The sequence below is a fragment of the Intrasporangium chromatireducens Q5-1 genome (assembly GCF_000576575.1).
Taxonomy (GTDB): domain Bacteria; phylum Actinomycetota; class Actinomycetes; order Actinomycetales; family Dermatophilaceae; genus Intrasporangium_A; species Intrasporangium_A chromatireducens.
In genome coordinates, this window is record NZ_AWQS01000011.1 from 21,578 (window position 1) to 46,551 (window position 24,974).

Consider the following 24,974-nt stretch of genomic DNA (forward strand, 5'->3'; position numbering starts at 1 on the left):
GAAAGCGGGCCGGTCGCGTTGTCACCTCCTGCCCAACGCGCCGGTGGCGGTTGGCAGATCTGTGCTGTCCCTCACGCCCGATCGAGCGTGCGCGTTTCCCGATCGAGCGTGCGCGTTTCCCCATCGAGCGTGCGCGTTTCCTGATCGAGCGTGCGCGTTTCTCGATCGACCGTGCGCTCTTCGCGTTCGAGCGTGCGCGTTTCGCGTTCGACCGTGCGCGTTTCGCGTTCGAGCGTGCAGCCTGCGCGGACTGACTCAGGCCCGGCCGAGGTCCCGGTAGCGCTCCAGCCGCGCGGCGAGCCGCTCCGCTCGGTCCTGACGGGCCAGCTCGGCCAGCTCGTGCTGGATCGTCTGGCTCATCCGCCGGCAGAACTCGGCCGGCTCGTCGGCGGCATCGGGATGCTCGGCCACGATCCGGTCGACGATGCCGGCCTCGAGCAGGTCGATCGAGCGAACCCGTTGCGCGTCGGCCATCTCCGGGGCATGGCTGGTGTCTCGGTGCACGATCGCCGAGGCGCCCTCCGGCGGCAGCGGCGACAGCCAGGAGTGCTGGGCGCTGATGACCCGATCGGCGGGCATCAGGGCGAGGGCACCGCCGCCGGTGCCCTCGCCCAGCAGGATGCACAGGGTCGGCGCGTCGAGCATGACGAGCTCGGCCAGGCACCGAGCGATCTCGCCCGCCATGCCGCGCTCCTCCGCCTCCTTCGACAGCGCAGCCCCGGCGGTGTCGATGACGGAGACGAGCGGCAGGTTGAGCTCCCGGGCCAGGCGCATGCCGCGCTGGGCCATCCGGAGCCCGGCGGGGGAGAGCGGGTCGAGCAGCTGGCCCCGCCGGTCCTGCCCGAGGACGATGCACGGGGCGCCGCCGAACCGGGCCAGCGCCATGAGCAGCCCCGGGTCGTTCTCGCCCTGCCCGGTGCCGTGCAGCGGCAGCACGTCGGTCGCGCCGAGCTTGAGCAGGGCCCGCACACCGGGGCGTTCCGGTCGCCGGGACCGGGTGATCGACTCCCAGGCCGGCAGGTCGGGCAGCTGCTCGCGCTGCAGCTCGGGCACCTCGGGGAGGTTCTCCCGGGGCCCCATCAGCACGGTCAGGGCCCGGTCGGCCGTCTCGGCGAGGGCCTCGACGGGCAGGATCGCGTCGATGAGGCCGTGCTCATAGAGGTTCTCCGAGACCTGTACGCCGTCGGGGAAGGGCCGCTCGAAGAGCGCCTCGTAGACGCGGGCCCCCAGGAACCCCACCGTCGCGCCCGGCTCGGCGACCGTCACGTGGCCGAGCGAGCCCCAGGAGGCGAAGACCCCTCCGGTGGTGGGGTGCCGGAGGTAGACCAGGTAGGGCAGTCCCGCCTGCTTGAACTCGGTGCAGGCGGCGCTGATCTTGATCATCCCGACGAACGCCGGCGTGCCCTCCTGCATCCGGGTCCCACCCGAGCTCGGTGCGGCGAAGAGGGGCAGCTCCTCCCGACGAGCACGCTCGAACGCCAAGACGATCCGCTCCGCGGCGGCGGCGCCGATCGAGCCCGCCAGGAAGCGGAACTCGCCGGCGATCACGGCCACACGCCGTCCGCGGATCCGCCCCTCGCCGGTGATGACGGCCTCGTCGCACCCGCTGCGCTCGGCAGCGGCAGCCAGCTCAGCGGCATACGGGCTGTCGGGGGCGGTGGGCTGCACGGGGGTCCGGTCCCAGCTCGTCCAGCTGCCCTCGTCGAGGACGGTCGTGAGCAGCTCGAGCGCGCCGAGGCGCTGCGTGGAGCTCGTCATGACGGCGCGTCCCGGTCCTGCTCGTCGAGCCAGGCTCGCACCGACTCGTTGTGCTCGCCGAGCAGCGGTGGATGCTGGTGGTCCGAGCGGCCTCCGGCGAAGGCATTGTCGTCCAAGCGAATCGGCGGTCCGGGGATCTGGATCGAACCGAGCACGGGGTGGTCGACGTCGAGGACGAGGCCCTGCGAGCGGGTCTGCTCCCACTCATAGACGCGGTCGAGCGTGCGCACCTCGCCCGCAGGAACGCCGACCTCGGCCAGCTTCGCGAGCAGGTCGGTGAGCGGATAGGGGGCGAACGCGGCGTCGAGCAGCTCGATCACCTTGTCGCGGTTGGCAACCCGTTCCCGGTTCGTCGTCAGCCCGGGAGTGGTCGGGTCGATCCCGAAGGCCGTCGCGAGCCTGACCCAGAGTCCCTCACTGCCGCACGAGATCTGGACCTTGCCGTCCTTGCAGGTGAAGAGACCGTACGGCGCGATTGACGGGTGGTGGTTGCCCTGGGCCGTGGGCACCTCACCGGCGACCGTGTAGCGGGTCCCCTGGAAGGCGTGCACCCCGACGATGGCCGCGAGCAGGGACGTGCGAACGACCCGGCCCCGCCCGGTTGTGTTGCGCTCGTGCAGGGCGGCGGCGACCCCATACGCGCCGTACATCCCCGCGAGCAGGTCACCGATCGGCACACCCACGCGCTGCGGGTCGTCGGGGCCGCTGCCGGTCAGCGACATGAGGCCGCCCTCGCCCTGGGCGATCTGGTCGTAGCCGGCGCGTCCGCCCTCGGGTCCGTCGTGGCCGAAGCCGCTGATCGAGAGGATGACGAGGCGCGGGTTGAGCTCATGGAGACGCTCGACGGAGAAGCCGAGCCGGTCGAGCACCCCCGGACGAAAGTTCTCGACGAGCACGTCGCCGTGCCGCACGAGGCGGGCGAGGACCTCACGTCCGTCGTCGGACTTCAGGTCGAGGGTGATCGACTCCTTGTTGCGGTTGCAGGACAGGAAGTACGTCGAGACCGGGTCGTCCTCCGGCCCGACGAACGGCGGGCCCCAGCCCCGCGTGTCGTCGCCGTGCCCCGGTGACTCGACCTTGATGACGCGAGCGCCCATGTCTCCCAGCATCATTGCCGCATGGGGGCCGGCGAGGGCCCGGGACAGGTCGATGACCACGATGTCCTCGAGTGGTGCGCCCATTTCCGCTCCCTTGCTAGCCGTATGCCGCTGTGCCCGAGCCTATGCGCCCACCTGACCTCAGGCGCGTGGCAGGTTGTGGCAAGGGGTCGGCGCTGCGCTGGTCAGGTGTTGCCAAGTGCGGTGGCGACCAAGGTCGTAGGGTCTGGTCTCGTGGGCGACAGAGTTGCGGTCATCATCGGTGTCGGTCCGGGCGTCGGGGCGTCCGTGGCTCGACGGTTCGGCCGGGCGGGGTACGACGTCGCGCTGGTTGCGCGCTCGCCCGGGTACCTCGAGGAGCTCGGGACGGAGCTGCAGGGTCAGGGCGTCACGACCGGGTGGACACCGGTTGACATTGCGGATGCGCCGGCGCTCCGCGCTGCCGTTGAGCGGTTCGGCCGGCATCTGGGCCGGATCGACGTGCTGCACTACAACCCGAGCGTCTTCCGTCAGGCCGATCCACTCCAGCTGGACGTCGACGACCTGCTCGAGGACGTGCGGGTCGGCGTCGGGGGGTTGTTGACGGCGGTGCAGGGTGCGCGGCCGGCCATGCTCCGGGGAGCGCGGGTCCTGGCAACGGGCAGCATGGCCGCCGACGAGCCCTGGAACGAGGCGTGCTCGCTCGGTGTCCAGAAGGCCGCCCTGCGCAACCTTGTCCGCAGCCTGGACGCGACGCTCGCTCCTGACGGCATCCGCGCGATGTCGCTGACAGTCCGTGGGACCCTCGCGCCCGACGGGCCGTTCGCCCCCGAGCGTGTCGCCGAGGCGCTGTATGCCGCTTCGCAGACGACCGAGGACAACTGGCAACCCGAGGTCCCCTACGCCGGCTGACCCCGTCGACCGGTCGATCGGGGACAGCGGAGCGTCCTCGGGGAGTCAGGTCACAGCTCGAAGGACGACGCCGCGCCACGTGGCTGGGCGACGACCGAGGAGGCGCTCGAGGTCATCACTCTCGTCGGCGAAGCCCTCGCGGTCGTAGGCCTCGAACATCGCCAGGAGCGCGGCCGTTCGTTCCTCGCCCAGCCCGCCCCCTGGTCCAGCAAGCCACTCCGACAAAGGGATCTGTTCGGCGACAACTTCGCGGCCCAGCACGTCGGCGGCCACCGCCGCGAGCTCGCGGACGGAGTACCGCTCGGGCCCGACCAAGTCGTAGGAGCGGCCTTCGTGCCCGCACTCCGTCAGCACCCGCGCCGCGACCTCCGCCACGTCGTCGAGGTCGACGTTCGTGAAGGGCGCGTCCAGCGAGTAGGGCACGCGGATCCGCCCGCCGAGGGCGGAGCCGAGGACGTTCTGGTGGTATGCCGCTGGGCGCAGAACCGTCGCGCCGGGAAGTCGCACTCGGATCAGCCGCTCTGCCTCGCCCTTGCGGACGTGGTGTGGCATCGCGTCGTCGTCGGGATGCAGCACCGAGTGGAAGACGAACCGCGAAACCCCTGCGGCACCAGCAGCGTCCGCGACCCTTCGGGCCATCCCGACCTCGTCGGGGTGCACGTTGGGAGCCAGGTGATAGACGGCATCAGCGCCCGCCAGAGCGCGCTCGAGACCCAGCCCCGTCTCGAGGTCAACGGTCACCGGCGAGACGAGCTCAGCGGCATACGGCTCGCTTGTCGACCCGGGACGAACCGCCGCGCGCACCCGCGCGCCGCGCTCCAGGAGAGCGCGCGTCACGGCGCGGCCGGTCTTGCCGGCCGCGCCGATGACGAGAACCGTTGCGGTCACAGCCAATCGACGTCGGCCGCCTCGACGCCGGACGCGAGACGCCCGTAGCCGGGCCCGCGGTCGAAGAACGGCTGGTCCCCGCGTGACGCCCGCAGTTCGGAGCGGAGCGCGTCCGAGGCGGCCACGTCGATGACTGGCTCGTCACGCGACCCGGACGCAATGACCCCGTAGTCGGACCGCGCGCCCGCGAAGGAGACCTTCCCCCAACGGAGGTCGCGCTCGACCTCGTCGTAGGGCCGGTCGAGCGGGTCGCCCCAGCCGCCACCGCCGGTCGTACGGATCCGGATGACCTGGCCGGCCTTGACCGGCTCGGCGTCCGCGAGGGCATCGACGACACGCTCGTCGGGACCGCCAAGGTCGATCGTGACCTCGAAGGGTCGACCGGCCTTGCCGCCCTTGACGCCCCAGCACGCGAGAATCGACCGGTCCGCGATCGACATGAAGTTCGCGTCCTTGAGCATCCGGATGTGCTTCTCGTAGCCCAGGCCGCCCCGGTACCGGCCGGCCCCGCCGGAGTCGACCGCGAGCCCGAGGCGCTCGACGATGAACGGGAAGCGGCTCTCGGTGAACTCGGTCGGCAGGTTGCGCGAGTCGGGCACGACGTGGATGGTGTCCTCGCCGTCGGCGTAGTAGCGCCCGCCGGATCCGCCGCCGAGCACCTCGCGCATCAGGTAGTCGTTGCCGTCGCGGTCCTTGCCGTAGACGCCGGTGTAGCGGATCGTCTCCTGGTCGGCCGGCATCTTGCCGTCGACGGCCTTGGCGACGACCCCGGCGAGCACGCCGAGGAGGCGCAGGATGACGAACGTGCGGGCGTTGGTCGGCGCCGGGTAGACCGGGGTGAGCAGCGTCCCCTTCTCCGGGAAGCGCATCTCGATGAGCGGCACGATCCCCTCGTTGACGTCGAGCTCGGCCATCCGCTCGGGGCTGTCCGCGAGGTTGCGCAGGATGGGCGCGAGCCACTTCTTGAGGAAGTTGCCGCCGACGTAGTCGCCGCAGTGGTTGATCGGCCCCTTCGCCTGCGGTGCGGTCCCGGTGAAGTCGACGATCAGGCGCGGGCCGTTGCCCGGGCCGCCGGTCGAGGTCTTCGTCAGGGTGATCCGCTGCGTGTGCAGCTTCGGGTCGTCGACCCCGTCGTGCTCGGCGTAGTCCTCCCAGACGTACTGGCCGTCGGGGATCTTCGAGAGGATCTCGCGCCGGTAGGTCTCGGTCGTGTTGTCGAGGATGGCGTCGAAGGCCGCCTCGACGGTGTCCCGGCCGTACCGGGCGAACAGCTCCGAGAGCCTCCGGGCACCCATGAGGCACGCCGAGCACTCGGCGTCGAGGTCCGCAGCCAACGAGTCCGGCATCCGCGAGTTGCGCGTCATGATCCGAAGCGCCGCGCGGTTCGGAACGCCCTTGTCCCACAGCTTGATCGGCGGGACGGACAGGCCCTCCTCGTGCACGCTGGTCGCGCCGGACGGCATCGACCCGGGGCAGGCGCCGCCGATGTCGTCGTGGTGGCCGAAGGCCTGGACGAAGGCGACGACCTCGCCCTCGTGGAAGACCGGCACGGTGACGCAGAGGTCGGGCAGGTGCCCGATGCCGCCCTCCGACTCGTAGACGTCGTTGTGGAAGAAGACGTCGCCCTCGCTCATCGTCTCGAGCGGGAAGTCGCGGACGATGGGGTGGACGAGGGCGCTGTACGACCGACCCGTCAGCTTGCGCAGCTGGCGGTCGTGGATGCCGGCGCGGAAGTCGTGCGCGTCCCGGATCATGGGCGAACGCGAGGTGCGCGAGATCGCGGTCTCGACCTCCATCTCGACGCTCGCGAGCGTCCCCTCGACGATCTCGACGATGATCGGGTCGACCTTCGTCCCCTCGGCCGTCAGGCGGCCACCGTGCTCGTACGACGTGGGCAGCCCGGCCGGGTTGACCGGCTCGGACGCGATGTAGCGCTCGAGAGCCGCGCCGGTCAGAGGTATGACGCTGAGCTGGCTCGCATTGTCGGGCGCGGTCGGCTGGGTGGTTGGGGTCGCAGTCACTGGTCCGACTCCTTGGTGATGACGAGGTTGCCGTAGGCGTCGACGCGGACGACGAAGCCAGGGTGGACGGGCACGGTGGAGCCGAACTCCTCGATGATCGCCGGTCCGGTGATGGTGTCGTCGGCACGAAGGTCCGGGCGCCAGTAGACGTCAGTCAGCACGTAGCCCACGGATGCGTCGAAGCAGACCTTGCGGGTGGAGCGGCGGGCCCGGCCCACGCCCTGGTCGGCGGCGTCCGTCCCCGGGATCTCGCGCAGCTCGGGGCGGGCGATCGGCCCGATGCCGGAGACGCGGAGGTTGACCCACTCGACCTGCTGGTGCGGGTCACCGCGGAAGTCGTAGCCATAGAGGGCGCGGTGCTCGGTGTGGAAGGCGTCGGCGACGGTCTCGACGAGCTCGCGGGTGACGGGCCCGTCGGGCATCGGGACCCGGACCTCGAAGGCTTGGCCGAAGTAGCGCAGGTCGGCAGTCCGGGCGTACCGATGGGCCGAGCGGTCGAAGCCCTCGGCGTCGAGGGCCTGGGCCGCCCGGTCGGTGAGGTCGTCGAGGACCGTCTGGACGGCGTCGAGGTCGAGCCCCTCGTGCTTGGCGACGGCCGTCTGGACGTAGTCGTTCTTGACGTCGACGGTGAGCAGGCCGAACGCCGAGACGTTGCCCGGGTTCTGCGGCACCACGACGCCGGCAAGGCCGAGGATGTCGACGAGGCGGCAGGCGAGGAGCGAGCCGGAGCCGCCGAAGGTCGCGAGCATGAAGTCGCGGACGTCGAGGCCTCGCTTGACGCTGACCTGACGGAGCGCGTTGGCCTGGTTCCAGGCCGAGATCTCGAGGATGCCGACCGCGCACTGGTCCGGCGAGAGGTCGAGCTTGCCAGCGAGGTTCTCGATGCCGGCGCGGGCCGCGTCGATGTCGAGTGGGATCTCGCCACCGAGCAGGTGCGGGGGGATCCGGCCGAGGAGGACGTGCGCGTCGGTGATGGTCGGCTCGGTCCCGCCCTTGGCATAGCAGAGCGGGCCCGGGTCTGCACCCGCGGACTGGGGGCCAACCTTGAGGGTGCCCTCCGGGGAGATCCAGGCGATCGACCCACCGCCCGCGCCGACTGTGACGACGTCGATCATCGGGATCTTGCTCGGGTAGGCCCCGACGCTGCCCTCGGTCGTCAGCGTCGGCTCGCCGTCGAGGACGACCGACACGTCGGTGCTCGTGCCCCCGCCGTCACAGGTGAGCACCCGGTCGAAGCCGGCCCGCTTGGCGATGAGACCCGCTCCGAGTGCACCGGCCGCCGGGCCGGAGAGGACGGTCGTGATCGGCTGGTTGACGACCTCGTGCGCGGACAGGACCCCGCCGTTGGACTTCATGACATAGAAGGGCAACCCACGGGGGGCCTCGCCCCCCGTGCTCCCCCCGAAAGGCCGGCGTGGCTGGCTGAGGAAGTCCTGAAGCCGGTCGTGGATGTTGCGCACGTAGCGCGCCACCTTCGGCTTCACGGCAGCATCGACGAGGGTCGTCATGGACCGCTCGTACTCGCGGTACTCCCGCAGCACCTCGCTCGAGATCGAAACCACGGCCTCCGGGTGCTCCTCCGCGAGGATCTCGCGCATCCGCCGCTCATGGGCGTCGTTCGCATAGGAGTGCAGGAAGCAGACGCCGAGCGTCATGACGCCTCGGTCGCGGAACCAGCGGGCCACCCGGACGGCGCCCTCCTCGTCGAACGGACGCAGCTCGTTGCCCTCGAAGTCGAAGCGGCCCTCGACCGTCCTGACGAGGTTGGCCGGCACGATCCGCGGTGGCTTGACCCAGAAGTAGCTGTTGCCGTAGCCGTCCGGCACCGCCTGGCGCGCGATCTCGAGGATGAACTCGTAGCCCTCGGTCGTGATGAAGCCGACCCGTTCGACCTTGCCCTCGAGCAGCTGGTTCGTCGCCACGGTGGTCCCGTGCGAGACCGCCGTCACGTCCTCGCCGGTCGCGCCGAGCAGGTCGAGCACCTTGGTCACGCCGTTGATGAAGCCGTCCGCCGGGTTGGACGGGGTGGACGGGGTCTTCGTCGTGACGAGCTCGCCCGTGTCCTCGTCGAGCGCGACGACGTCGGTGAAGGTGCCACCGGTGTCGATGCCGATCCTGATGCGCCGTGAAGTCATGGCCACGATTCAACCGGTGCTGCCTCCGTCGGGCCTTGGCACATCCTGCCAACGGAAGGGCTGTTCCTCGTCACTGTTCGAGGCCCGCGACGTCCAGGCGACTCTTGACCAGCGACTGCTCTGTACCGCAGAGTGAATCCCAGGGAGGACGGCGAGGTCCTCCCGTCCGAGGAGGCAGTGATGAACGGCAGGCACCCGGAAGCACTTGACCCACTAGCCGCCCGCGATGTCATCGCGAGGACCGAGCAGGTCCGCCGTGCGGCTCGCGCGGACCAGCAGGGCGTTGCCATCCCCCTGATCATCCTTGGGCCCCTGACAGTGCTCTACGCCGCGCTGCTCGTCGTGGTTCGAGAGCAGATGGTGGGAGACCTGGGCCCTGGGGAGAGCAAGGTCGGCACAGCGGGGGAGCTCGCCTTGATGAACTTCGTCCAGCGTTACTGGGGGACCGTTGGGGCGCTGGGACTCATCGCAATCGGGTTGTGGTTCGGGGTGCGCAACCGGCGGGCCGGAGCGGGTGCGGGCGCCACGAGCTGGATCATCGCGGGTGCCGGCCTGTACCTGCTGATCGCCCACAGCGGTCTGGTGCCTGCCGTCGCGCTCGCGGTGAGCCTGCTGACCATGCTGACCCCAACGGTGCTGATCAGCGTCGTCCTCCTCGTGGTCGCTTGGCGTCGGCGCAACCGCCGTCTCGCCCTCTGGGTGCTCGTGTTCGGCGGGGTCACCGCTCTTGCCGACATCGGCTTCATCGCGAACCGAACCTCTGACCTGCTCGAGTTCCTCAGGGTGCCGATGAGCACCGTCCTCGCGCTCGGCACGTGGGCCGACGTCGTGGCCATCGTGCTGCTAGGCATGGTCCTGACCGTGGCAGGTTGGCGTGCCCGGAGGGCAGACCTCGCAACCCACACCGCAACACTGAAGCCGTTGGCATGAGTCGGGGAGAGGCTCCGGCGCGTGGGGAAGAGCCCCCGGTGGAGACAGCGCGGGAGCAGAGCGAGGTCGAGGGGGCACACCCAACGAGTGGCCTGAACGACGTGGTCCACCAGAAGGCGCGCCTCGGCATCCTCGCCGTCCTGTCCGAGGCCGAGCGCGCGGACTTCACCTACCTCAAGTCCCTGCTTCAGCTCACCGACGGCAATCTGGGCCGGCACATCGAGGTCCTCGCAGGCGAGGGGCTGGTGCATGTCGACAAGGGATACGCCGGCCGGCGCCCTCGCACGCGGGTGACCATCACCCGCTCCGGTCGCCAAGCCCTGGCGGCGGAGATGGCGGCGATCCGGGAGCTGCTCCGGCGCTTCGACGCGGGAGCCGGCTGAGCGTCATACCGTGCGTATGACGCTCAGCCAGCGGCGTGGGCCTACCTCGACGGGCAGGGAGCTACCGGCGCCGGGCGATGCGCGCGCCGACGAGGACGCCGGCCAGGGCGAGCAGGCCGCCGACGACGGCACCGGCCGCAAAGCTGCGCCCGTCCACCGCGACCGGCGCGGCAGGGGCCTTGCCGGCGTAGACACGCGGTTCGGCGGCACCGCCGGCCTGGGGTGCGGCGGCAGTGCTCGGCAGGGGTGCGACCGCGCGCTCCTCCGGGCGAACTCCGGCGATGTCGGCGTCGAGGGCCGCGAAGAACTGACCAGCCATCTTCTTCGTGACGCCCGACAGCATCCGCTGGCCGACGCCACCGATGGGACCGCCGACCTCGGCGTCGGCGTTGTACGTCACCCGGGTCCCGCCGTCCTCGCACAACTCGAGAGCGACGTCGACGTCGGCCTCCACTGTGCCAGGACTACCCGCGCCAGAAGCCTTGAGCCGCAAGGATTTCGGCGCCTCGACATCCTCGAGCCGCACGGTCCCGTCATAGGCACCCCGCACCGCGGCGACGCCCATCGTGACCCGCATCTTGTAGGCGTTCGCACCGTCCTCGGTCAGCGACTCGCAGCCGGGGAGCGTCCGCGCGAGAACGGCCGGCTCGTGGATCGCCTGCCACACCTGGTCGGGGGTCGCGGACAGTGAGACGGCTCCGGTGATCTTCATCGAGTCACTCCTTCGGTATGCCGCTGAGCTCAGCGGGCGCGGACGTGCGGGTATGGGGGTGGCGGAGTGATGGCAGGTCTCCGGCGGAGTGGCGTCGGCGCAGGTCCCACAGCTCCGCCGGTGAGATCGGCATCGAGGTGATCGGGAAGCCCTCCGCGTCGGAGATCGCCGAGGCGATGACGGCCGTGACCGGGATGCAGCCCGCCTCGCCGGCGCCCTTGATGCCCAAGGGGTTCAGCGGGGACGGCGTCTCGAGGTGGTCGGTCTCGACGTGCGGCACCTCGGAGGCGTAGGGGAGCAGGAAGTCCATGAACGAGGCGTTGAGCAGCTGCCCGCCCTCGTCATAGACCATCCGCTCGTAGAGCGCCCCGCCGACGCCTTGTGCGACGCCGCCGTGGACCTGGCCCTCGACGATCATCGGGTTGATCATCGGCCCGCAGTCGTGGATGACGCAGTAGCGCAGGATCTTGATCTCGGCGGTGACAGGGTCGGTCTCCACGATCGCGGCGTGCATGCCGTTGGCGAAGGTCGCCTGGGTGGGGGAGTAGAAGTCCTTCCCCTCGAGGCCGGGCTCGTCGTCGTCGGCCACCGGTGGCTTGTCAGGGTCGAAGGTGCCCGCGAACTGCGTTGCGGCCCTGGCCGCCTCGTCGAAGGCGTAGCGGAGCGGGTTGGACAGAACCGAGATGGTCCCGAGCGAGATCGACTGGCCGGGCGCGCCCTTGACCGACACCTCGCCGTCGACGATGTCGAGGTCGTCGACCGACACCTCGAGGGCCTCAGCGGCGATCCGAAGGGCCTTGGCTCGGACGGCGCGCGCGGCGAGGGCGACGGCGTTGCCGCTCATCACCGCCGCGCGGGAGGCGAAGGTGCCGACGGCGTAGGGCATCTTCCGGGTGTCGCCCGTCGTGACGTGGACGTCCTCGACCCGCACCCCGAGCTCCTGCGCGACGACCTGCGCGAAGGCCGTCTCGTGGCCCTGCCCCTGCGACGTGAGACCGGTGGAGACGTTGACCCGCCCCGACGTCTCGACCTGGACGTGCCCGCCCTCGTAGGGCCCGACGCCGGTGCCTTCGACGTAGCAGCCGATCCCGAGCCCGACCCGGCGCCCCTCGGCCTCGGCCTTGGCCCGGTAGTCGGCGAAGTCGTCCCACCCGACCAGGGCCTTGAGCTTGTCGAGGCTGGCCGGGAAGTCGCCGGAGTCGTACTTGAGCGGCCGGCCGTCCTGGAAGAGGAGCCCGTGGTCGTAGGGCATTTCGTCGGGGAGGATGAAGTTGCGCGACCGGACCTCCGCCCGGTCGAGGCCGAGGTGGTCGGCGATGGCGTCCATCGTGCGTTCCATGAGGAAGCAGCCCTGCGGCCGGCCGGCCCCGCGGTAGGGCGTCACGATGACGGTGTTGGTGTAGAGCGACCAGAACTCGCAGCGGTAGGCGCCGGGCTTGTACGGGCCGAGCAGCTGCGTCGACGTGATGATCGGGACGATGATCCCGTACGGCGTGTAGGCCCCGTTGTCGTGCCAGAACTTGACGTCGAGCGCCGTGACGACGCCCCGCTCGTCGAAGCCGACCTCGACGTGCTGCAGCTGCCCGCGCTCGTGCGCGGACGAGATGAAGTGCTCCCGACGGTCCTCGGTCCACTTGACCGGGTGCCCGAGCATCCGCGCGGTCCACGAGACAAGGACCTCCTCGGGCCACGGGTGCATGATCTTCACCCCGAAGCCGCCGCCGACGTCCGGGGCGATGCACTCGACCTTGGCGAGCGGCAGCCCGAGACGGGCCGCCACGGCGGCGCGGACCCCCGTGGACGTCTGGGTCGAGGACCAGAGCCGCAGCTCGCCGCGCTCGTCGTCCCATCTGGCATAGACCCCTTTGCCCTCCATGGGCATCGAGGCGCTGCGCTCGACCTCGAGGTCGAGGGTGAGCCGGTTGACGCTTGAGGCGAGGGCGCGCTCGACGTCGCCGACCTCCTGGACCATGTGCGCCGCGACGTTGCCTGGCACGTCCTCGTGCACGAGCTCCGTTGCGGCCCGCGCCTGTTCGAGCCCGACGACGACCGGCAGGCGGTCGTAGGTGACGACGATCCGCTGCGCGGCGTCCTCGGCGATGTAACGGTCCCGGGCGACGACCATGACGACGGCCTCACCGACGTGGTTGACCTCGTCCTTGGCGAGCGCGTAGCCGGTGCGGCCGTGCGTCAGGGTGGGGTGCGGGATGAGGAGCGGGAGCGGATCGGCCATCCGCTCGGGCAGGTCCTCCCACGTGTAGATCCCGACGACGCCCTCGATGTCGACCGCCTCGCTCGCGTCGACGTCGACGATCCGGGCGTGCGCGTGCGGGCTGCGGACGAACGCCGCCTCGAGCGCGTCGTGCCCGAGGTCGTCGAGGTAGCGCCCCTGTCCCGTGACGAGCCGCGGGTCCTCGCGGCGCTTGACCGGTGCCCCGAACATCCGCGTCGTCACGCCGGGCCCCCTTCCGCTCCAACCGATCCCGTATGCCGCTGAGCCGGGTCGTGCTCGGTTGCGTCCTCGCGCTCGTCGTCCTCACGCTCGGTGCGCAGCTCGGAGGCACGCAGCACGCTCTTGACGATGTTCTGGTAGCCGGTGCACCGGCAGAGGTTGCCGGAGATCGCCTCGCGCGCCTCGTCCTCGGTCGGTTTGGGGTTCTCGTCGAGGAACGCGCTGATGGTGGTGAGGAAGCCCGGGGTGCAGAAGCCGCACTGCAGGCCGTGGCACTCGGTGAACGCCTGCTGCACGGAGTTCATCCGGGTGCCGTCCTCGCGGTCGCGGGCGTCCGGTGCGTCGCAGAGGCCCTCGACCGTCGTCACCTCGTGACCCTGGGCCGACACGGCGAACATGAGACACGAGCGCATCGGCTGGCCGTCGACGAGGACCGTGCAGGCGCCGCACACGCCGTGCTCGCAGCCGACGTGCGTGCCGGTGAGGCGCAGGTCGTGGCGCAGGAAGTCCGACAGGAGGCGACGCGGCTCGACGGTCGCGCTCCGCTCCTTCCCGTTGACCCGCACCGTCACCCGCCCACTCTCCCCGAACGCGGTGTTCGGGGGCGAACTCACCGGTGCACCGCTGCGTTCGGTCAGGAACCACGAGTTCGATCCACGGGCGGGAGGCGGTTCGTGCGCCCCGGAGTCGGCCACGGCCTGGATGAGGGCGCGACGGGTCAGCTCCGTGACGAGCATTCGCCGGTAGTCGGCACTTGCGTGGATGTCGCTCTCGGGCTCGACGAAGTTGCGCACCCGCTCGGCGACGTCGTCCAGCCGCCGACCGAAGGCGCCCCCGTCGGCGACCTCGACGCCCGACACGGCGTCCGAGACGTCGAGCACGGCCGGCACGTCGGTCACGGAGACGAAGCCCACCTTCGCCCCGCTCACCGTGCCGCCCTCATCGAGGGTGACCGCCACGCCGACGCCGGCCAGCGCGTAGTCCCCGTGCCGCCGGGCCGACTCGAGGAACGCGGTCCGCATGCCGGGGCCGAAACGGCGGAACCGGACCCCGACGGACAGCTCCGACTCGTCGAGCGAGGTCTCCAGCGGCCCGAGGAAGAACTCGCCCCACGGCACCTCACGGCTGCCCGATGGCCCGGCCACCTCGACGACGCCGTCACAGAGCGCGAGGACCGTCGGCATCTCGCCGGCCGCGTCGGCGTGTGCGATCGAGCCGACGGTCGTGCCCCGGTTGCGGATCGCCGGGTGGGCGACGTTGAGGAGGGCCTGCCGCAGGAGGGGGAGAGCGGCATACGCGTCCTGGTCGCGCTCGAGCGCGGCGTGACGCACGAGCGCGCCGACCCGGACCCACTCGTCGGAGACCTCGACCTGGTCGAGCCCAGCGATCGCGTTGATGTCGACGAGGTGGGCCGGGGATGCCAGGCGCATGTTGAGCATCGGGATGAGGCTCTGGCCGCCGGCGAGGACCTTGCCGTCGTGACCCACCTCGGTGAGCACCGCGACGGCGGCCTCAACCGAGTCGGGGGAGTGGTGGACGAAGGGTGCGGGCTTCACGCTCTCGATCCTGCCTGCTGTGACGTGAGTGGACTAGGGCTGCGGCTGTGACGAGCCCCTCGCAGGTTTGGCAACTTCTGCCGAGGGCCTCGTCTGCCGAAATGGCGAGGGCCCCCGACCGTGATCGGCGGGGGCCCTCGTCATGCTTCGTTCATGCCGATGGGGTCACCGCGGCGTGCGGAGGTCGGGGCCTCCCGGCCGGTCCTGGTAGAGGTCGTCGATGCCGTCGCTGTCACCGTAGGCGGCGTCGCCCAGGGTGATCGCCGTGCCCTCCGCCCGCATGACGAGGTCGCGCGGAGCGATGGCCCGGGCCAGGTGGTAGACGCCGATCGCGACGATCGTGCCGAGGGCGATGCCGCCGAGGGTGAAGTTGTCGGTGAACTTCAGCTCGACGTTGCCGATGCCGATGATGACGCCGGCCGCGACCGGAACGAGATTGATGGGGTTGCCGAAGTCGACCCCGTTCTCCTTCCAGATCTTCGCGCCGAGCAGGCCGATCATGCCGTAGAGGATGACGGTGATGCCGCCGAGCACGCCGCCCGGGGTCGCCGCCACGAGGGCGCCGAACTTCGGCGAGAGGCCGAAGAGGATGGCGACGAGTGCTGCGACGTAGTAGGCGGCGGTCGAGTAGACCCTGGTCGCGGCCATGACGCCGATGTTCTCGGCATACGTCGTCGTCGGCGACCCACCCACGGCACTGGCGATGGCGGTGCCGACACCGTCAGCGGCGATCGCGCGGCCCATGTAGGGGTTGAGGTCGTGCCCCGTCATCTCGGCGACGGCCTTGACGTGGCCGGTGTTCTCGGCGATGAGCGCAATGACCGCGGGCAGGACGAGCAGGATGGCCGCCATCGAGAAGGTCGGCATGTGGATCCCGACGATCTCCTTGCCGTCCGGGCCGATGCTGGAGGTCGGCGGGAGGCCGAACCACGAGGCGCTCGAGACGCTGTCGAGGTTGACGCGGAAGTGCTCGCTGACCTTCCCGGCCCCGTCCGGCGACGTGATCATGCCGAACGCCTTGTCGAAGATCCACGACAGGATGTAGCCGAAGATGAGCGACAGGAAGACGGCGATCCGGCTGATGAAGCCCTTGAAGGCGACCGTCATGACGACGGCGAAAGCCATGACCAGCAAGGCGATCCACTGGTCCTGCGGCCAGTAGACGCCGGCCACCACCGGTGCGAGGTTGAAGCCGATGAGCATGACGACGGCACCGGTCACGACGGGGGGCAGCACCCGGTGCAGGATGTTCGACCCCATGAAGTGGATGACGACACCGACGAGGGCGAGCACCACACCGGCGATGAGGATCGCACCGGTGACGTTCGCCGACGTGCCGCCCTGGGCGCGGATCGCGACGACGGCGCCGACGAAGGCGGCCGACGTGCCGAGGTAGCTCGGCACCTTTCCGTTGACGATCAGCAGGAAGATGATCGTCGCGACACCGCTCATCATGATCGCGAGCTGGGCGTTCAGCCCCATGATGAGCGGGAAGACGAACGTCGCGCCGAACATCGCCACGACGTGCTGTGCACCGAGGCCGATCGTCTTGCCCCAGGAGAGGCGTTCGTCAGGGGCGACGACGTCGTCGGGCCCCATCGTCTTGCCGTCCCCGTGCAGTTTCCAACCGAAAGCCATGTTGACTCCTTTGTCGGTCCGTGTCACCTCGTGACATGGCTCACTCTCCCCACCCTGTAGCGGCAAAGTATCGCCGCACGGAGCCCGCTTCATTCGGCAATTCGTGCCATGTCACGGCGTGTCGCTGTGTCAGGTGTGACTCAGGTGCCTTCGGGAAGCGAGGCTACGGATGTCGTGACAGGGCGGGACGAGGCGCTCACTCGAGGAGAACTGGGTGGCCGCCGAGGGGCACGTGCGCTCCTTCGCCGGGTGAGCGGCATACGGCGCACGTGTATGCCGCTGAGCCAGCCCGCGCGAATGGTGCCCTTCCGCGCCTTCCGTCGAGTGAGCGCTGAGTCCCGTGGGTCACAGCGGTCCCACGCGACGTCAGATGCCCTTCATCTGGTGGACCTTCAGCGCGAGCGCGAGGGTCAGGCGCACCTCGGGGTCCTCGGTGAACGGCCCGAGCATCCGCTCGAGCTTGCTGATCCGGTAGCGCAGGGTGTTGTAGTGGAAGAAGAGCTGCCGCGCGGTCTCAGCCACGTTCATGTTCGTGTCGATGAGGATAGCGAGGGTGCGGCGGAGGTCCGCGTTCTCGGGGGAGTCGTCGGTCGCGAGCGGGCCGAGGGCGTCGTGGACGAAGCGACGCAGCTGGGCGCTGTCGGGAACGAGCGCGAGGAGGCGGTAGATGCCGAGCCCGTCGACGTGGGTGAGGGCGCCGAAGCCGTGCATCTGCCGGCCGACCGTGACGGCGTTGAGCGCCTCCTCGTAGGCGCGGGGCAGGTCCTCGAGCGACCGGATGCCGCGCGACACGCCCGCCGAGAAGCTGCGCCGGCCGCCACCGCCGTCGCCGCGGACGACCCGGACGAGCTCGCCCACGGTGCGCATGATCCGGTCGGTGTCGTCCGGGTCGCTGACGCCGAGGACGGTGACGACCTCGCGGCTGAACCCCATGACGGGCGAGGCGACGTCGCGAACCCCGACGGCGTGCGTCCAGGCCTTGGCGAAGCGCTGCTGCAGGAACCGGGCCTCGTCGGGGTCGCGTTCCTCGTCCTCGTCCATCTCCGCGACGACGACGACGAGTGGGCGGTCGATGTCCCAGCCGAGCGACGCCGCGTGCTCGATCGCCTTGGTGGGCGGGCCGGCCCGGCCTGCGAGCGCGTCGCGGAGGAACTCGGCGCGATACTTGCTCTCCACGGCCGAGACGGCCTGCTCCTTGGCGATCGCGAGGGCGGCGACGGTGCTCGCCCGTTCGAGCAGGCGCACGTCCTCGAGGCCGAGCAGGCGCTCCCGGGAGAACGCGATGAGCAGGCCGTGGTCGAGCGAGCCGGACACGATCCGCACGGCGGCGCGGTGGGCGGCGGGTCCGGGCGCGCGCGGCCCGATCGGCTCCTGCTCGGTGATGAGCCGCCCGGTCCGGTCGAAGCAGTCGCCGGCCTGCGCCCAGGCGAGCTCCGGCTCCGTGCCCGCCGTCGCCAGGACCCGGCCGTCGGTGGTCGTGACCATCGCGGCCCCGCCGACGAAGTCGACGACCCGGTGGCACACGTCCTCGAGGGAGCCGCCGGCGAGGACGACCTCGACGAGGGCCTGGTGGAGGGCGTCGAGCCGGCCGAGGGTGGTGTTCTGGTGGTCGAGGACGGCACCGAGCACCTCGGCGTTGAGACGGTCGAGGCGGCCGTGCGGCAGGAGCAGGAGGGGCAGCCCCAGGGCGGCGCATGCGGGGACGAGCCGCGTGACCAGGTGGTCGGCGGCGCCCCCGACGACCAGCACGGCGGTCTCCGCCTCGGCGAGGTGCTGAAGCGCGTCGGGCCGAGAGTCGAGCAGGGCGCCGAGCTGCGCCCCGTCGGCGAGCACGAGCTGGTGGCGCGAGCCGTGCGGCTCGGCGACGGCCCGCTGCAGGGTGCAGGTCCGGACGATGACGAGCTCGCGGTCGGTCCGCGGGCGATGCAGTCGCCCGTCTGCGGCAGCAGGCAGCGCCGCCAGCTCGGCGAGGGTGATGCCGGAGTCGAGCGCGTCACCGTCGGGGATGCCCGGGCCAGCGGGGGCCGGGTCGGCGGGGGCGGCCGGGTCGGTGGGGGCCGGGTCGGTGGGCGCTGCGTCCGTGGCCGGATCGCCCGCCCCAGGCTGGTCCGCTGGCAACTCGCGGGGAATGAAAGGGGCATCGTTGGCAACTTTCACCATGCGGGCAGCATAAGCGCACTCGATACGGTCGTCTGAAGGTTCGGACCGGGATTCGGTCGCCGCCCCTCGAGGGCCCGGTATCAGGAGGACTCGTGCAGGTGCCCGCCGCTGTGTCCCCGCTGACGCGGGACATCGTGATGGGGCCGGCTTGCGCGGCGAGGGTCCTGGCGGTGTTCCCGACCGCGGTCTACCTCGGGGTTGACGGGGGCCGGTCCCGCACGGCTGCGGTGCTGCCGGTCGTGACGTCGGACGCGCTGCTCCTGCCGACATCGCTTCGGCTGGCCGCTTCCTCAGGTGAGGTCGCCTGGCCGGTCTGCGCGGGGGATGCGGTCGTGGTCGGTGCGGGCAGGGTCGTGGGTGCCGGGCTCGAGCTCCGTGCCGTCCGTGAGTGGCGCCCCAGTCGGGTGGGGGTGTTGCCGGTCCCCGGAAGGGCGGCCGCGGACGGGGTGGGACATGCCGGGGTGCTCGCTGACCTCTGCGCCGATCTCGTCCGGGCGGCGCTGGACGGTCGGACGGTGGAGCCGCACGTCCACGGCCTGGTGGGTGCCGGTGCCGGGCTCACCCCCAGCGGCGACGATGCCCTGTGCGGTGTCCTTCTCGCGCTGCGGGCGTGGGGCCGTTCGCCGGCGCCCGTCGCTGCGGTGGTCGGCGCGGTCGCGCGATCCCTGCGCCGCACGAACGATCTCTCCGCGTCACTTCTCAGGGCCGCCGCCGAGGGGTATGCCGTTCCTCAGGTCGTCTCCCTCGTCGAGGCCCTCTCCCGGTCCGAGCCCGAGGCCGAATCCGAGACCGGCCGGTCCGTGGCCGTCACGGCGCTCGAGGCGGTCCACGCGATCGGCCACAGCTCCGGACGCGACCTCGTCGCCGGCCTCGCCGGTGCCCTCCACTCGATCGAGAGTGCAGGTTCCCCGATCGAGAGTGCACGTTCTCCGATCGAGGGTGCACGTTCTCCGATCGACGGTGCACGTTCCCCGATCGAGAGTGCACGTTCCCCGTTCGAGAGTGCACGTTCTCCTATCGAGAGTGCACGTTCTCCGATCGAGAGTGCAGGATCTCCGATCGAGGGTGCAGGATCTCCGATCGAGAGTGCAGGATCTCCGATCGAGAGTGCACTTTTTGCCAGTCCTCTCAGGAAGGAATGACCCGTGGCTGACCACGTCGAGCTGCGCACCGGCGCGTACTACGACTCCGTGAGCCTCATGCAGGTGTCCCGCGCGGTCGCCGCAACCTCCGGCGTCGAGGCGGCTCAGGTTGCGATGGCCACCGACCTGAACCTCGACGTCATTCGCGGCATGGGGTTCGAGGTGCCCGCGGCGGCACCGAACGACCTCCTCATCGCGATCCGCGGCGACGACTCCGGCATCGAGGCGGGCAAGTCGGCCGTCGAGACCGCCCTGGCCGAGCTCCGATCGGCCTCGGGGAGTTCCGCGGGCCTGGGCCAGGCGCCCGCGCCCCGCACGCTCGGTGGCGCCACCCGCCGCGGTCATGCCAACCTGGCCCTTGTCTCCGTGCCCGGCCCGCATGCGACCACCGAGGCGCTCGATGCGATCAACGCCGGCGTGTCCGTCATGGTCTTCTCCGACAACGTCCCGCTCGCCGACGAGATCCGTCTCAAGGACGCGGCCGCGGCGCAGGACGTCCTCGTCATGGGACCTGACTGCGGCACGGCGGTCGTCGGGGGAGTGGCGCTCGGCTTCGCGAACGTTGTCAGCCCCGGAACGATGGGCCTCGTCGCGGCCTCCGGCACGGGGGCCCAGCAGGTGATGTGCCTCCTCGACGCGGCGGGGGTCGGCATCAGTCACTGCCTCGGCGTCGGCGGTCGTGACCTCTCGGCCGAGGTGGCCGGCCGTTCGACGAAGCAGGCGCTCGCGGCGCTCGCCGCTGACGAGGCGACGACGTCCATCCTCGTCGTCTCCAAACCTCCTGCGCCGCAGGTGCTTTCCGACATCGAGAGGTATGCCGCTGAGCTGGGCAAGCCGGTCCACTGGGCCACGCTCGGGGCTGGGAAGCCGGACCTGACTGCCGCCGTCGAGGGGGCGCTCCGCTCGGCGGGCCAGGCGGTCGGCGAGTGGCCCTCGTGGGGCGCGGGGTCGGCGGCGCCCGGGCAGGGTTCGCTCCGGGGGTTGTTCTGCGGGGGCACGCTCGCGGACGAGGCCATGCTCATCGCGAGCGAGGAGCTCGCTCGATCGGAGGGAACGCACTCTCGATCGGAGGGAACGCACTCTCGATCGGAGGGAACGCACTCTCGATCGGAGGGAACGCACTCTCGATCGGAGGGAACGCACTCTCGATCAGGACAGATCCGGTCCAACATCCCGCTCTCACCTGAGCTGGCACTCGGTCCCGACCTGCGTGACGACGGGCATGTCGTGATCGACTTCGGGGACGACTCGATGACCCAGGGCCGGGCGCACCCGATGATCGACCCGTCGCTGCGGCTCGAGCGCATCGCCGTCGAGGCCGCCGACCCCACGTGTGGCGTGCTGCTGCTCGACCTCGTTCTGGGCTTCGGCGCCCATCCCGACCCCGCGGGTGAGCTGGCCGAGGCGATCCGCAAGGCACGCGCCACAGCGCACTCCGACGGGCGCACCCTGCCGGTGGTCGTGTCGATCACCGGCACAAGCGGCGACCCCCAAGGACTGGAGCGGTGTGCCACGACCCTTGTCGACGCCGGCGCCGAGGTCTACCTGTCCAACGCCGTCGCCGCCCGGCGTGCCGTGGCGCTGCTTCACAAGGAGGCTGCTCAATGACGACCCAACCCCTCCACGGTCTCCTTTCGGCGGACCTTTCCGTGGCGACGGCCGGCGTGACCCTCTTCGCCGATGCCCTTCGGCAGCAAGCGGTTCCGGTCACCGAGGCGGCCTGGCAGCCGCCGATGCCCGGCACGGAGGCCGATCTTGCCCGGGTCCTCGCGGACCCAAGGCGCGAGGCGGCGAACGCCGAGGCAGTTCGGCGGATGATGGCGGCCGGTGCCGAGCTCGTCGACGTGCGCCCGGCCCGCGAGGCGCTCGGGCTCGAGAAGGGCACCTTCCTCCACGCCGGGCCACCGATCGAGTTCGCCCGTGCGTCAGGGCCGCTCAAGGGCGCACTGATCGGCGCGATGCTCCTCGAGGGCCTCGCCGACTCCGCCCCGGACGCGGAGGCCAAGCTCGAGAAGGGCGACGGGATCACCCTCGAGCCCTGCCACCACCGCGACGCCGTCGGCCCGATGGCGGGCGTCATCTCTCCATCGATGTGGGTCTACGAGCTGCGCGACGAGGTCCACGGCAACACCTCGTGGTGCTCGCTCAACGAAGGTCTGGGCAAGGTGCTCCGTTACGGCGCCTACGGGCCGGAGGTCATCGACCGGCTGCACTGGATGAACGCGACGCTCGGTCCGATCCTGCAGCAGGCGGTCCGGGCCCGGGTCGACCAGGGCTCCGCCATCGACATCAAGGCGATCATCGCCCAGATGCTCCAGATGGGCGACGAGGGCCACAACCGCAACCGCGCCGGCTCTCTCATGCTCCTGCGCGAGCTGCTGCCGACGATGATCACCGCCGACGCACCGAGCACCGACATCGCCGAGGCGGTGCGCTTCTCGGGCGCCAACGAGCACTTCTTCCTCAACCTCGGCATGCCGGCCTGCAAGCTGGCCACCCTTGCGGGGCAGGGGATCCCGGGCTCGTCGATCGTGACGACCATGGCCCGCAACGGGACCGACTTCGGCATTCGCGTATCGGGCACGGGTGACGAATGGTTCACCGGTCCGGCCAACACCCCGGAGGGGCTGTTCCTCGGCTCCTACGGTCCGGAGGACGCGAACCCCGACATCGGCGACTCCGCGATCACCGAGACCGGCGGCATCGGCGGCTTCGCCATGGCGGCGGCCCCGGCCATCGTCAAGTTCGTCGGCGGCGACGTGCCGTTCGCTCTCCAGGCCACCCAGACGATGTACGAGATCACGGCCTCGGAGCACACCGCGTTCCAGATCCCGATCCTCGAGTTCCGCGGCACCCCAACGGGCATCGACGTTGCCGCCGTCGCGCGCACCGGCATCCTGCCGCAGATCAACACCGGGATGGCCGGCCGCGTCGCCGGCACCGGGCAGGTGGGAGCCGGCCTCGTCAACCCGCCGCCCCGGTGCTTCACCCAGGCCCTGTCCCGCCTCGCGGAGCTGGCCACCCCCTGACCGCGAACGGACCGTTCGAGGGCGAGCGGGTGGGTCTACCGTCCAGTTCACCCACGAACGTCCAGTTCGTATGCCGCTGAGCTCGCTCGAGCGGCTGTCCGCGCTCCCGCTCGAGTGAGCTCAGCGGCATACGGGCTCGATTTTCACCACAGAACAGGCAATGCGGACATCCGCCCTTGTCGCTGTCCACTGGCTGGGAGCACGCTGGGTCATGGCCGCCGGCGGGCGCCGACGCTGACGACTTCCTTCCACCGGACCCACAGAGCACCGGGAGTAGTCACCATGCGCCAATCTCGACTCATCACCGCGGCCCTGGCCTCCCTGGCCACCGCCCTCGCCGGGGCCGCCGCGGCCGTCGCCGCACCACCGGACGTCCTCGTGTCGACCGGGAGCCCATCGACGCCTTTCTCGCAGAACAAACAGAACGAGCCGGCCGTGGCCATCGACGCGCACGCGCCAAGCGTCGTCGCCGCCGGGTCCAACGACGAGATCGACGACGAGTCGTGTGCCGCCGGTGACCCGACGACCTGTCCGTTCACGGCAGGAGTCGGGGTCTCGGGCATCTACTTCTCGTTCGACGGCGGCGCCGGATGGAGCCAGCCGACCTACAGCGGCTGGACCGGTCGCGACTGCCTCGGCCCGGACGCCTGTTCGCCACATGTCGGTCCGATCGGCACGCTGCCCAACTACTACGAGCACGGCCTCGTCTCCGACGGGGACCCGGCGCTGGCCTTTGGGCCGCAGCCGGGTGCCAACGGTCACTTCTCGTGGAGCAACGGCTCGCGGCTGTACTACGCAAACCTGACGTCGAACTTCCCGACGGCCACGAAGCAGGGACAGGCCTTCAAGGGCTTCGAGGCGATCGCCGTGTCGCACACGGACAACCCGCAGGCCGCTGCGGCAGGCGACAACTCGGCATGGTCGGCACCAGCGATCATCTCGAAGCAGTCGTCCACGACGTTCTCGGACAAGGAGCAGGTCTGGGCCGACAACGCGTCGAACAGCCCGTACTTCGGCAACACCTATGTGTGCTGGGCGTCGTTCCGCAGCAACAGCCACGGCAACGCGTTCCCGACGCCGCTCATGGTCTCGCGCTCGACTGACGGTGGCGTGACGTGGACGACCCGGCAGGTCGGGCCCGCCAGCGACAACGGTGTGAACCAGCAGGCCGACGGGTGCACGATCCGCACCGACAGCAAGGGCAACGTCTACGTCTTCGGCATCGGGGTCCGGCGTGGCGTCAGTTACGAAATGATGTACCGCTCGACCGACGGCGGCGCCCACTTCAGGGGCCCGACACTGATCTCCCCCGTCGTGGCGCCCGGTGTCCTCGACCCGCAGCTCGGCCGGCCGGTCATGGACGGCATCGCGGGGGCGCGCGTTGATCTCGCCGATGCGCCCAGCGTGGACATCGCCAATGGTGCACCGACCGGCACCGACGCCACCGACCAGCTCGTCATGACGTGGGTCGACGGCAGCGCCGGCCTCAACAACGAGCACCTGATGGTCTCGACGTCACGCGACGGCGGCGCGTCCTGGTCGACTCCGGCCGTCGTCGGCCTGACCACGGGGGACCGGCCGATCTACTCGGCACCGGCCATCTCGCCCAACGGCACGGACCTCTATGTCGTGGTCAACGCGTACACGACGCCCTACCGCGACAACACGACCGCCCCCCGGGGCCTCGTCGGCGAAGTCCTGCACGCTGATGTCACTGGCGGGACGCTCGGCACCTTCACGGAGCTCCACCGGGGCGACGTGGGCGACCCGCGTGGCTCGTCACAGAACGGCCTGACCGCCGAGTTCCTCGGTGACTACGTCTACGCCGCGGCGACTCGGACGGGCATGGTTGGGGTCTGGAACGACACGAGCAACGCCGAGCCGTGCACGGCCATCAACGACTATCGGGCCTCGCTCTACACGAGCACGCCAAGCAAGCCGCCGGCTGTCATCGCGAGCTGCCCCGCCACGTTCGGCAACAGCGACATCCGCGGAGCCGCCCTGCCCGACCCGACCCCGTAGTCCGTCCAGCAGCCTCCCCTTCCCCCCGCGAACGGACCGTTCGAGGGCGAGCGGGTCGGTATACCGTCCAGTTCGCTCACGAACGGCCCGCTCGATGGGGTCCCGGCCGGCTTCCGGCAGCCGGACATTTGGTATGCCGCCGAGCTCGCCGTCGTTGTCC

The 24,974-nt window shown here is 70.6% G+C and carries 18 protein-coding genes; 7 read left to right on the top strand and 11 right to left on the bottom strand.

The genetic code is table 11. The annotated features are described in order from the left end of the window. Nucleotides 1–255: 255 nt before the first annotated feature. Entirely contained in the window at nt 256–1,758 is a 1,503-nt protein-coding gene (locus N864_RS02785; RefSeq protein WP_034713212.1) for an acetyl-coenzyme A carboxylase carboxyl transferase subunits beta/alpha, read from the bottom strand. Beyond that, the gene (locus N864_RS02790) at nt 1,755–2,939 is read right to left on the bottom strand and encodes a CaiB/BaiF CoA transferase family protein (protein ID WP_034713214.1); all 1,185 of its coding nucleotides are present in this window, start codon (nt 2,937–2,939) and stop codon (nt 1,755–1,757) included. The genes N864_RS02785 and N864_RS02790 overlap by 4 nt, the downstream gene beginning before the upstream one ends. Nucleotides 2,940–3,089: 150 nt before the next feature. Here N864_RS02790 and N864_RS02795 point away from each other — a divergent pair, with 150 nt between their 5' ends. Then, nucleotides 3,090–3,746, top strand: a complete 657-nt coding sequence (locus N864_RS02795) for an SDR family oxidoreductase (RefSeq protein ID WP_034713215.1) — start codon at nt 3,090–3,092, stop codon at nt 3,744–3,746. Between the two features lie 45 nt (nt 3,747–3,791). On the opposite strand, the gene N864_RS02800 is transcribed toward N864_RS02795, so the two are convergent. The 3 genes from N864_RS02800 to N864_RS02810 are packed head-to-tail and all read right to left on the bottom strand — an operon-like array spanning nt 3,792 to nt 8,790. Beyond that, entirely contained in the window at nt 3,792–4,634 is an 843-nt protein-coding gene (locus tag N864_RS02800; protein ID WP_051518105.1) for an NmrA family NAD(P)-binding protein, read from the bottom strand. Further along, the gene (locus N864_RS02805; protein ID WP_240474184.1) at nt 4,631–6,655 is read right to left on the bottom strand and encodes a hydantoinase B/oxoprolinase family protein; all 2,025 of its coding nucleotides are present in this window, start codon (nt 6,653–6,655) and stop codon (nt 4,631–4,633) included. The genes N864_RS02800 and N864_RS02805 overlap by 4 nt, the downstream gene beginning before the upstream one ends. Further along, a complete protein-coding gene (locus N864_RS02810; RefSeq protein ID WP_034713220.1) occupies nt 6,652–8,790 on the bottom strand; it encodes a hydantoinase/oxoprolinase family protein in 2,139 nt (712 codons plus the stop codon). The genes N864_RS02805 and N864_RS02810 overlap by 4 nt, the downstream gene beginning before the upstream one ends. A 180-nt stretch (nt 8,791–8,970) precedes the next feature. On the opposite strand from N864_RS02810, the gene N864_RS02815 reads away from it, so the two are divergent. Together N864_RS02815 and N864_RS02820 are read left to right on the top strand one after the other, a co-directional pair. Beyond that, a complete protein-coding gene (locus N864_RS02815) occupies nt 8,971–9,720 on the top strand; it encodes a hypothetical protein (protein WP_034713222.1) in 750 nt (249 codons plus the stop codon). A 38-nt stretch (nt 9,721–9,758) separates the two neighbouring features. Beyond that, nucleotides 9,759–10,103 carry a winged helix-turn-helix domain-containing protein gene (locus tag N864_RS02820; RefSeq protein ID WP_051518106.1) on the top strand — a complete coding sequence of 115 codons (345 nt, stop codon included), beginning with the start codon at nt 9,759–9,761 and terminating at the stop codon, nt 10,101–10,103. A gap of 61 nt (nt 10,104–10,164) precedes the next feature. Here the strand turns inward: N864_RS02820 and N864_RS02825 are convergent, their stop codons facing one another. The 6 genes from N864_RS02825 to N864_RS25905 form a co-directional block, all read right to left on the bottom strand. Beyond that, nucleotides 10,165–10,815, bottom strand: a complete 651-nt coding sequence (locus N864_RS02825; protein WP_034713225.1) for an SRPBCC family protein — start codon at nt 10,813–10,815, stop codon at nt 10,165–10,167. A gap of 4 nt (nt 10,816–10,819) precedes the next feature. Further along, entirely contained in the window at nt 10,820–13,270 is a 2,451-nt protein-coding gene (cutA, locus tag N864_RS02830; RefSeq protein ID WP_051518107.1) for an aerobic carbon-monoxide dehydrogenase large subunit, read from the bottom strand. Further along, nucleotides 13,267–14,823, bottom strand: a complete 1,557-nt coding sequence (locus tag N864_RS26305) for an FAD binding domain-containing protein (protein WP_338033613.1) — start codon at nt 14,821–14,823, stop codon at nt 13,267–13,269. Before N864_RS26305 ends, cutA begins: the two co-directional genes overlap by 4 nt. A gap of 165 nt (nt 14,824–14,988) precedes the next feature. Beyond that, on the bottom strand, nt 14,989–16,461 hold the full coding sequence (locus tag N864_RS02845; protein WP_034713227.1) for a uracil-xanthine permease family protein: 1,473 nt from the start codon (nt 16,459–16,461) through the stop codon (nt 14,989–14,991). Between the two features lie 366 nt (nt 16,462–16,827). Next, a complete protein-coding gene (locus N864_RS02850) occupies nt 16,828–18,621 on the bottom strand; it encodes a PucR family transcriptional regulator (protein ID WP_081793313.1) in 1,794 nt (597 codons plus the stop codon). 290 nt (nt 18,622–18,911) lie between these two features. After that, complete coding sequence (locus N864_RS25905; protein WP_240474185.1) at nt 18,912–19,154, bottom strand: hypothetical protein; 243 nt, start codon at nt 19,152–19,154, stop codon at nt 18,912–18,914. A 6-nt stretch (nt 19,155–19,160) separates the two neighbouring features. Between N864_RS25905 and N864_RS26370 the strand changes: the two genes are divergently transcribed. The 4 genes from N864_RS26370 (at nt 19,161) to N864_RS02870 (ending at nt 24,814) form a co-directional block, all read left to right on the top strand. Then, entirely contained in the window at nt 19,161–19,763 is a 603-nt protein-coding gene (locus N864_RS26370) for an oxamate carbamoyltransferase subunit AllH family protein (protein WP_420805201.1), read from the top strand. 3 nt (nt 19,764–19,766) lie between these two features. Beyond that, the gene (locus N864_RS25915) at nt 19,767–21,371 is read left to right on the top strand and encodes an FdrA family protein (RefSeq protein WP_034713231.1); all 1,605 of its coding nucleotides are present in this window, start codon (nt 19,767–19,769) and stop codon (nt 21,369–21,371) included. Then, a complete protein-coding gene (locus tag N864_RS02865; RefSeq protein ID WP_034713233.1) occupies nt 21,368–22,792 on the top strand; it encodes a YlbE family protein in 1,425 nt (474 codons plus the stop codon). The genes N864_RS25915 and N864_RS02865 overlap by 4 nt, the downstream gene beginning before the upstream one ends. 282 nt (nt 22,793–23,074) lie before the next feature. Then, nucleotides 23,075–24,814, top strand: a complete 1,740-nt coding sequence (locus N864_RS02870) for a sialidase family protein (protein WP_034713235.1) — start codon at nt 23,075–23,077, stop codon at nt 24,812–24,814. Nucleotides 24,815–24,974 lie beyond the last annotated feature (160 nt).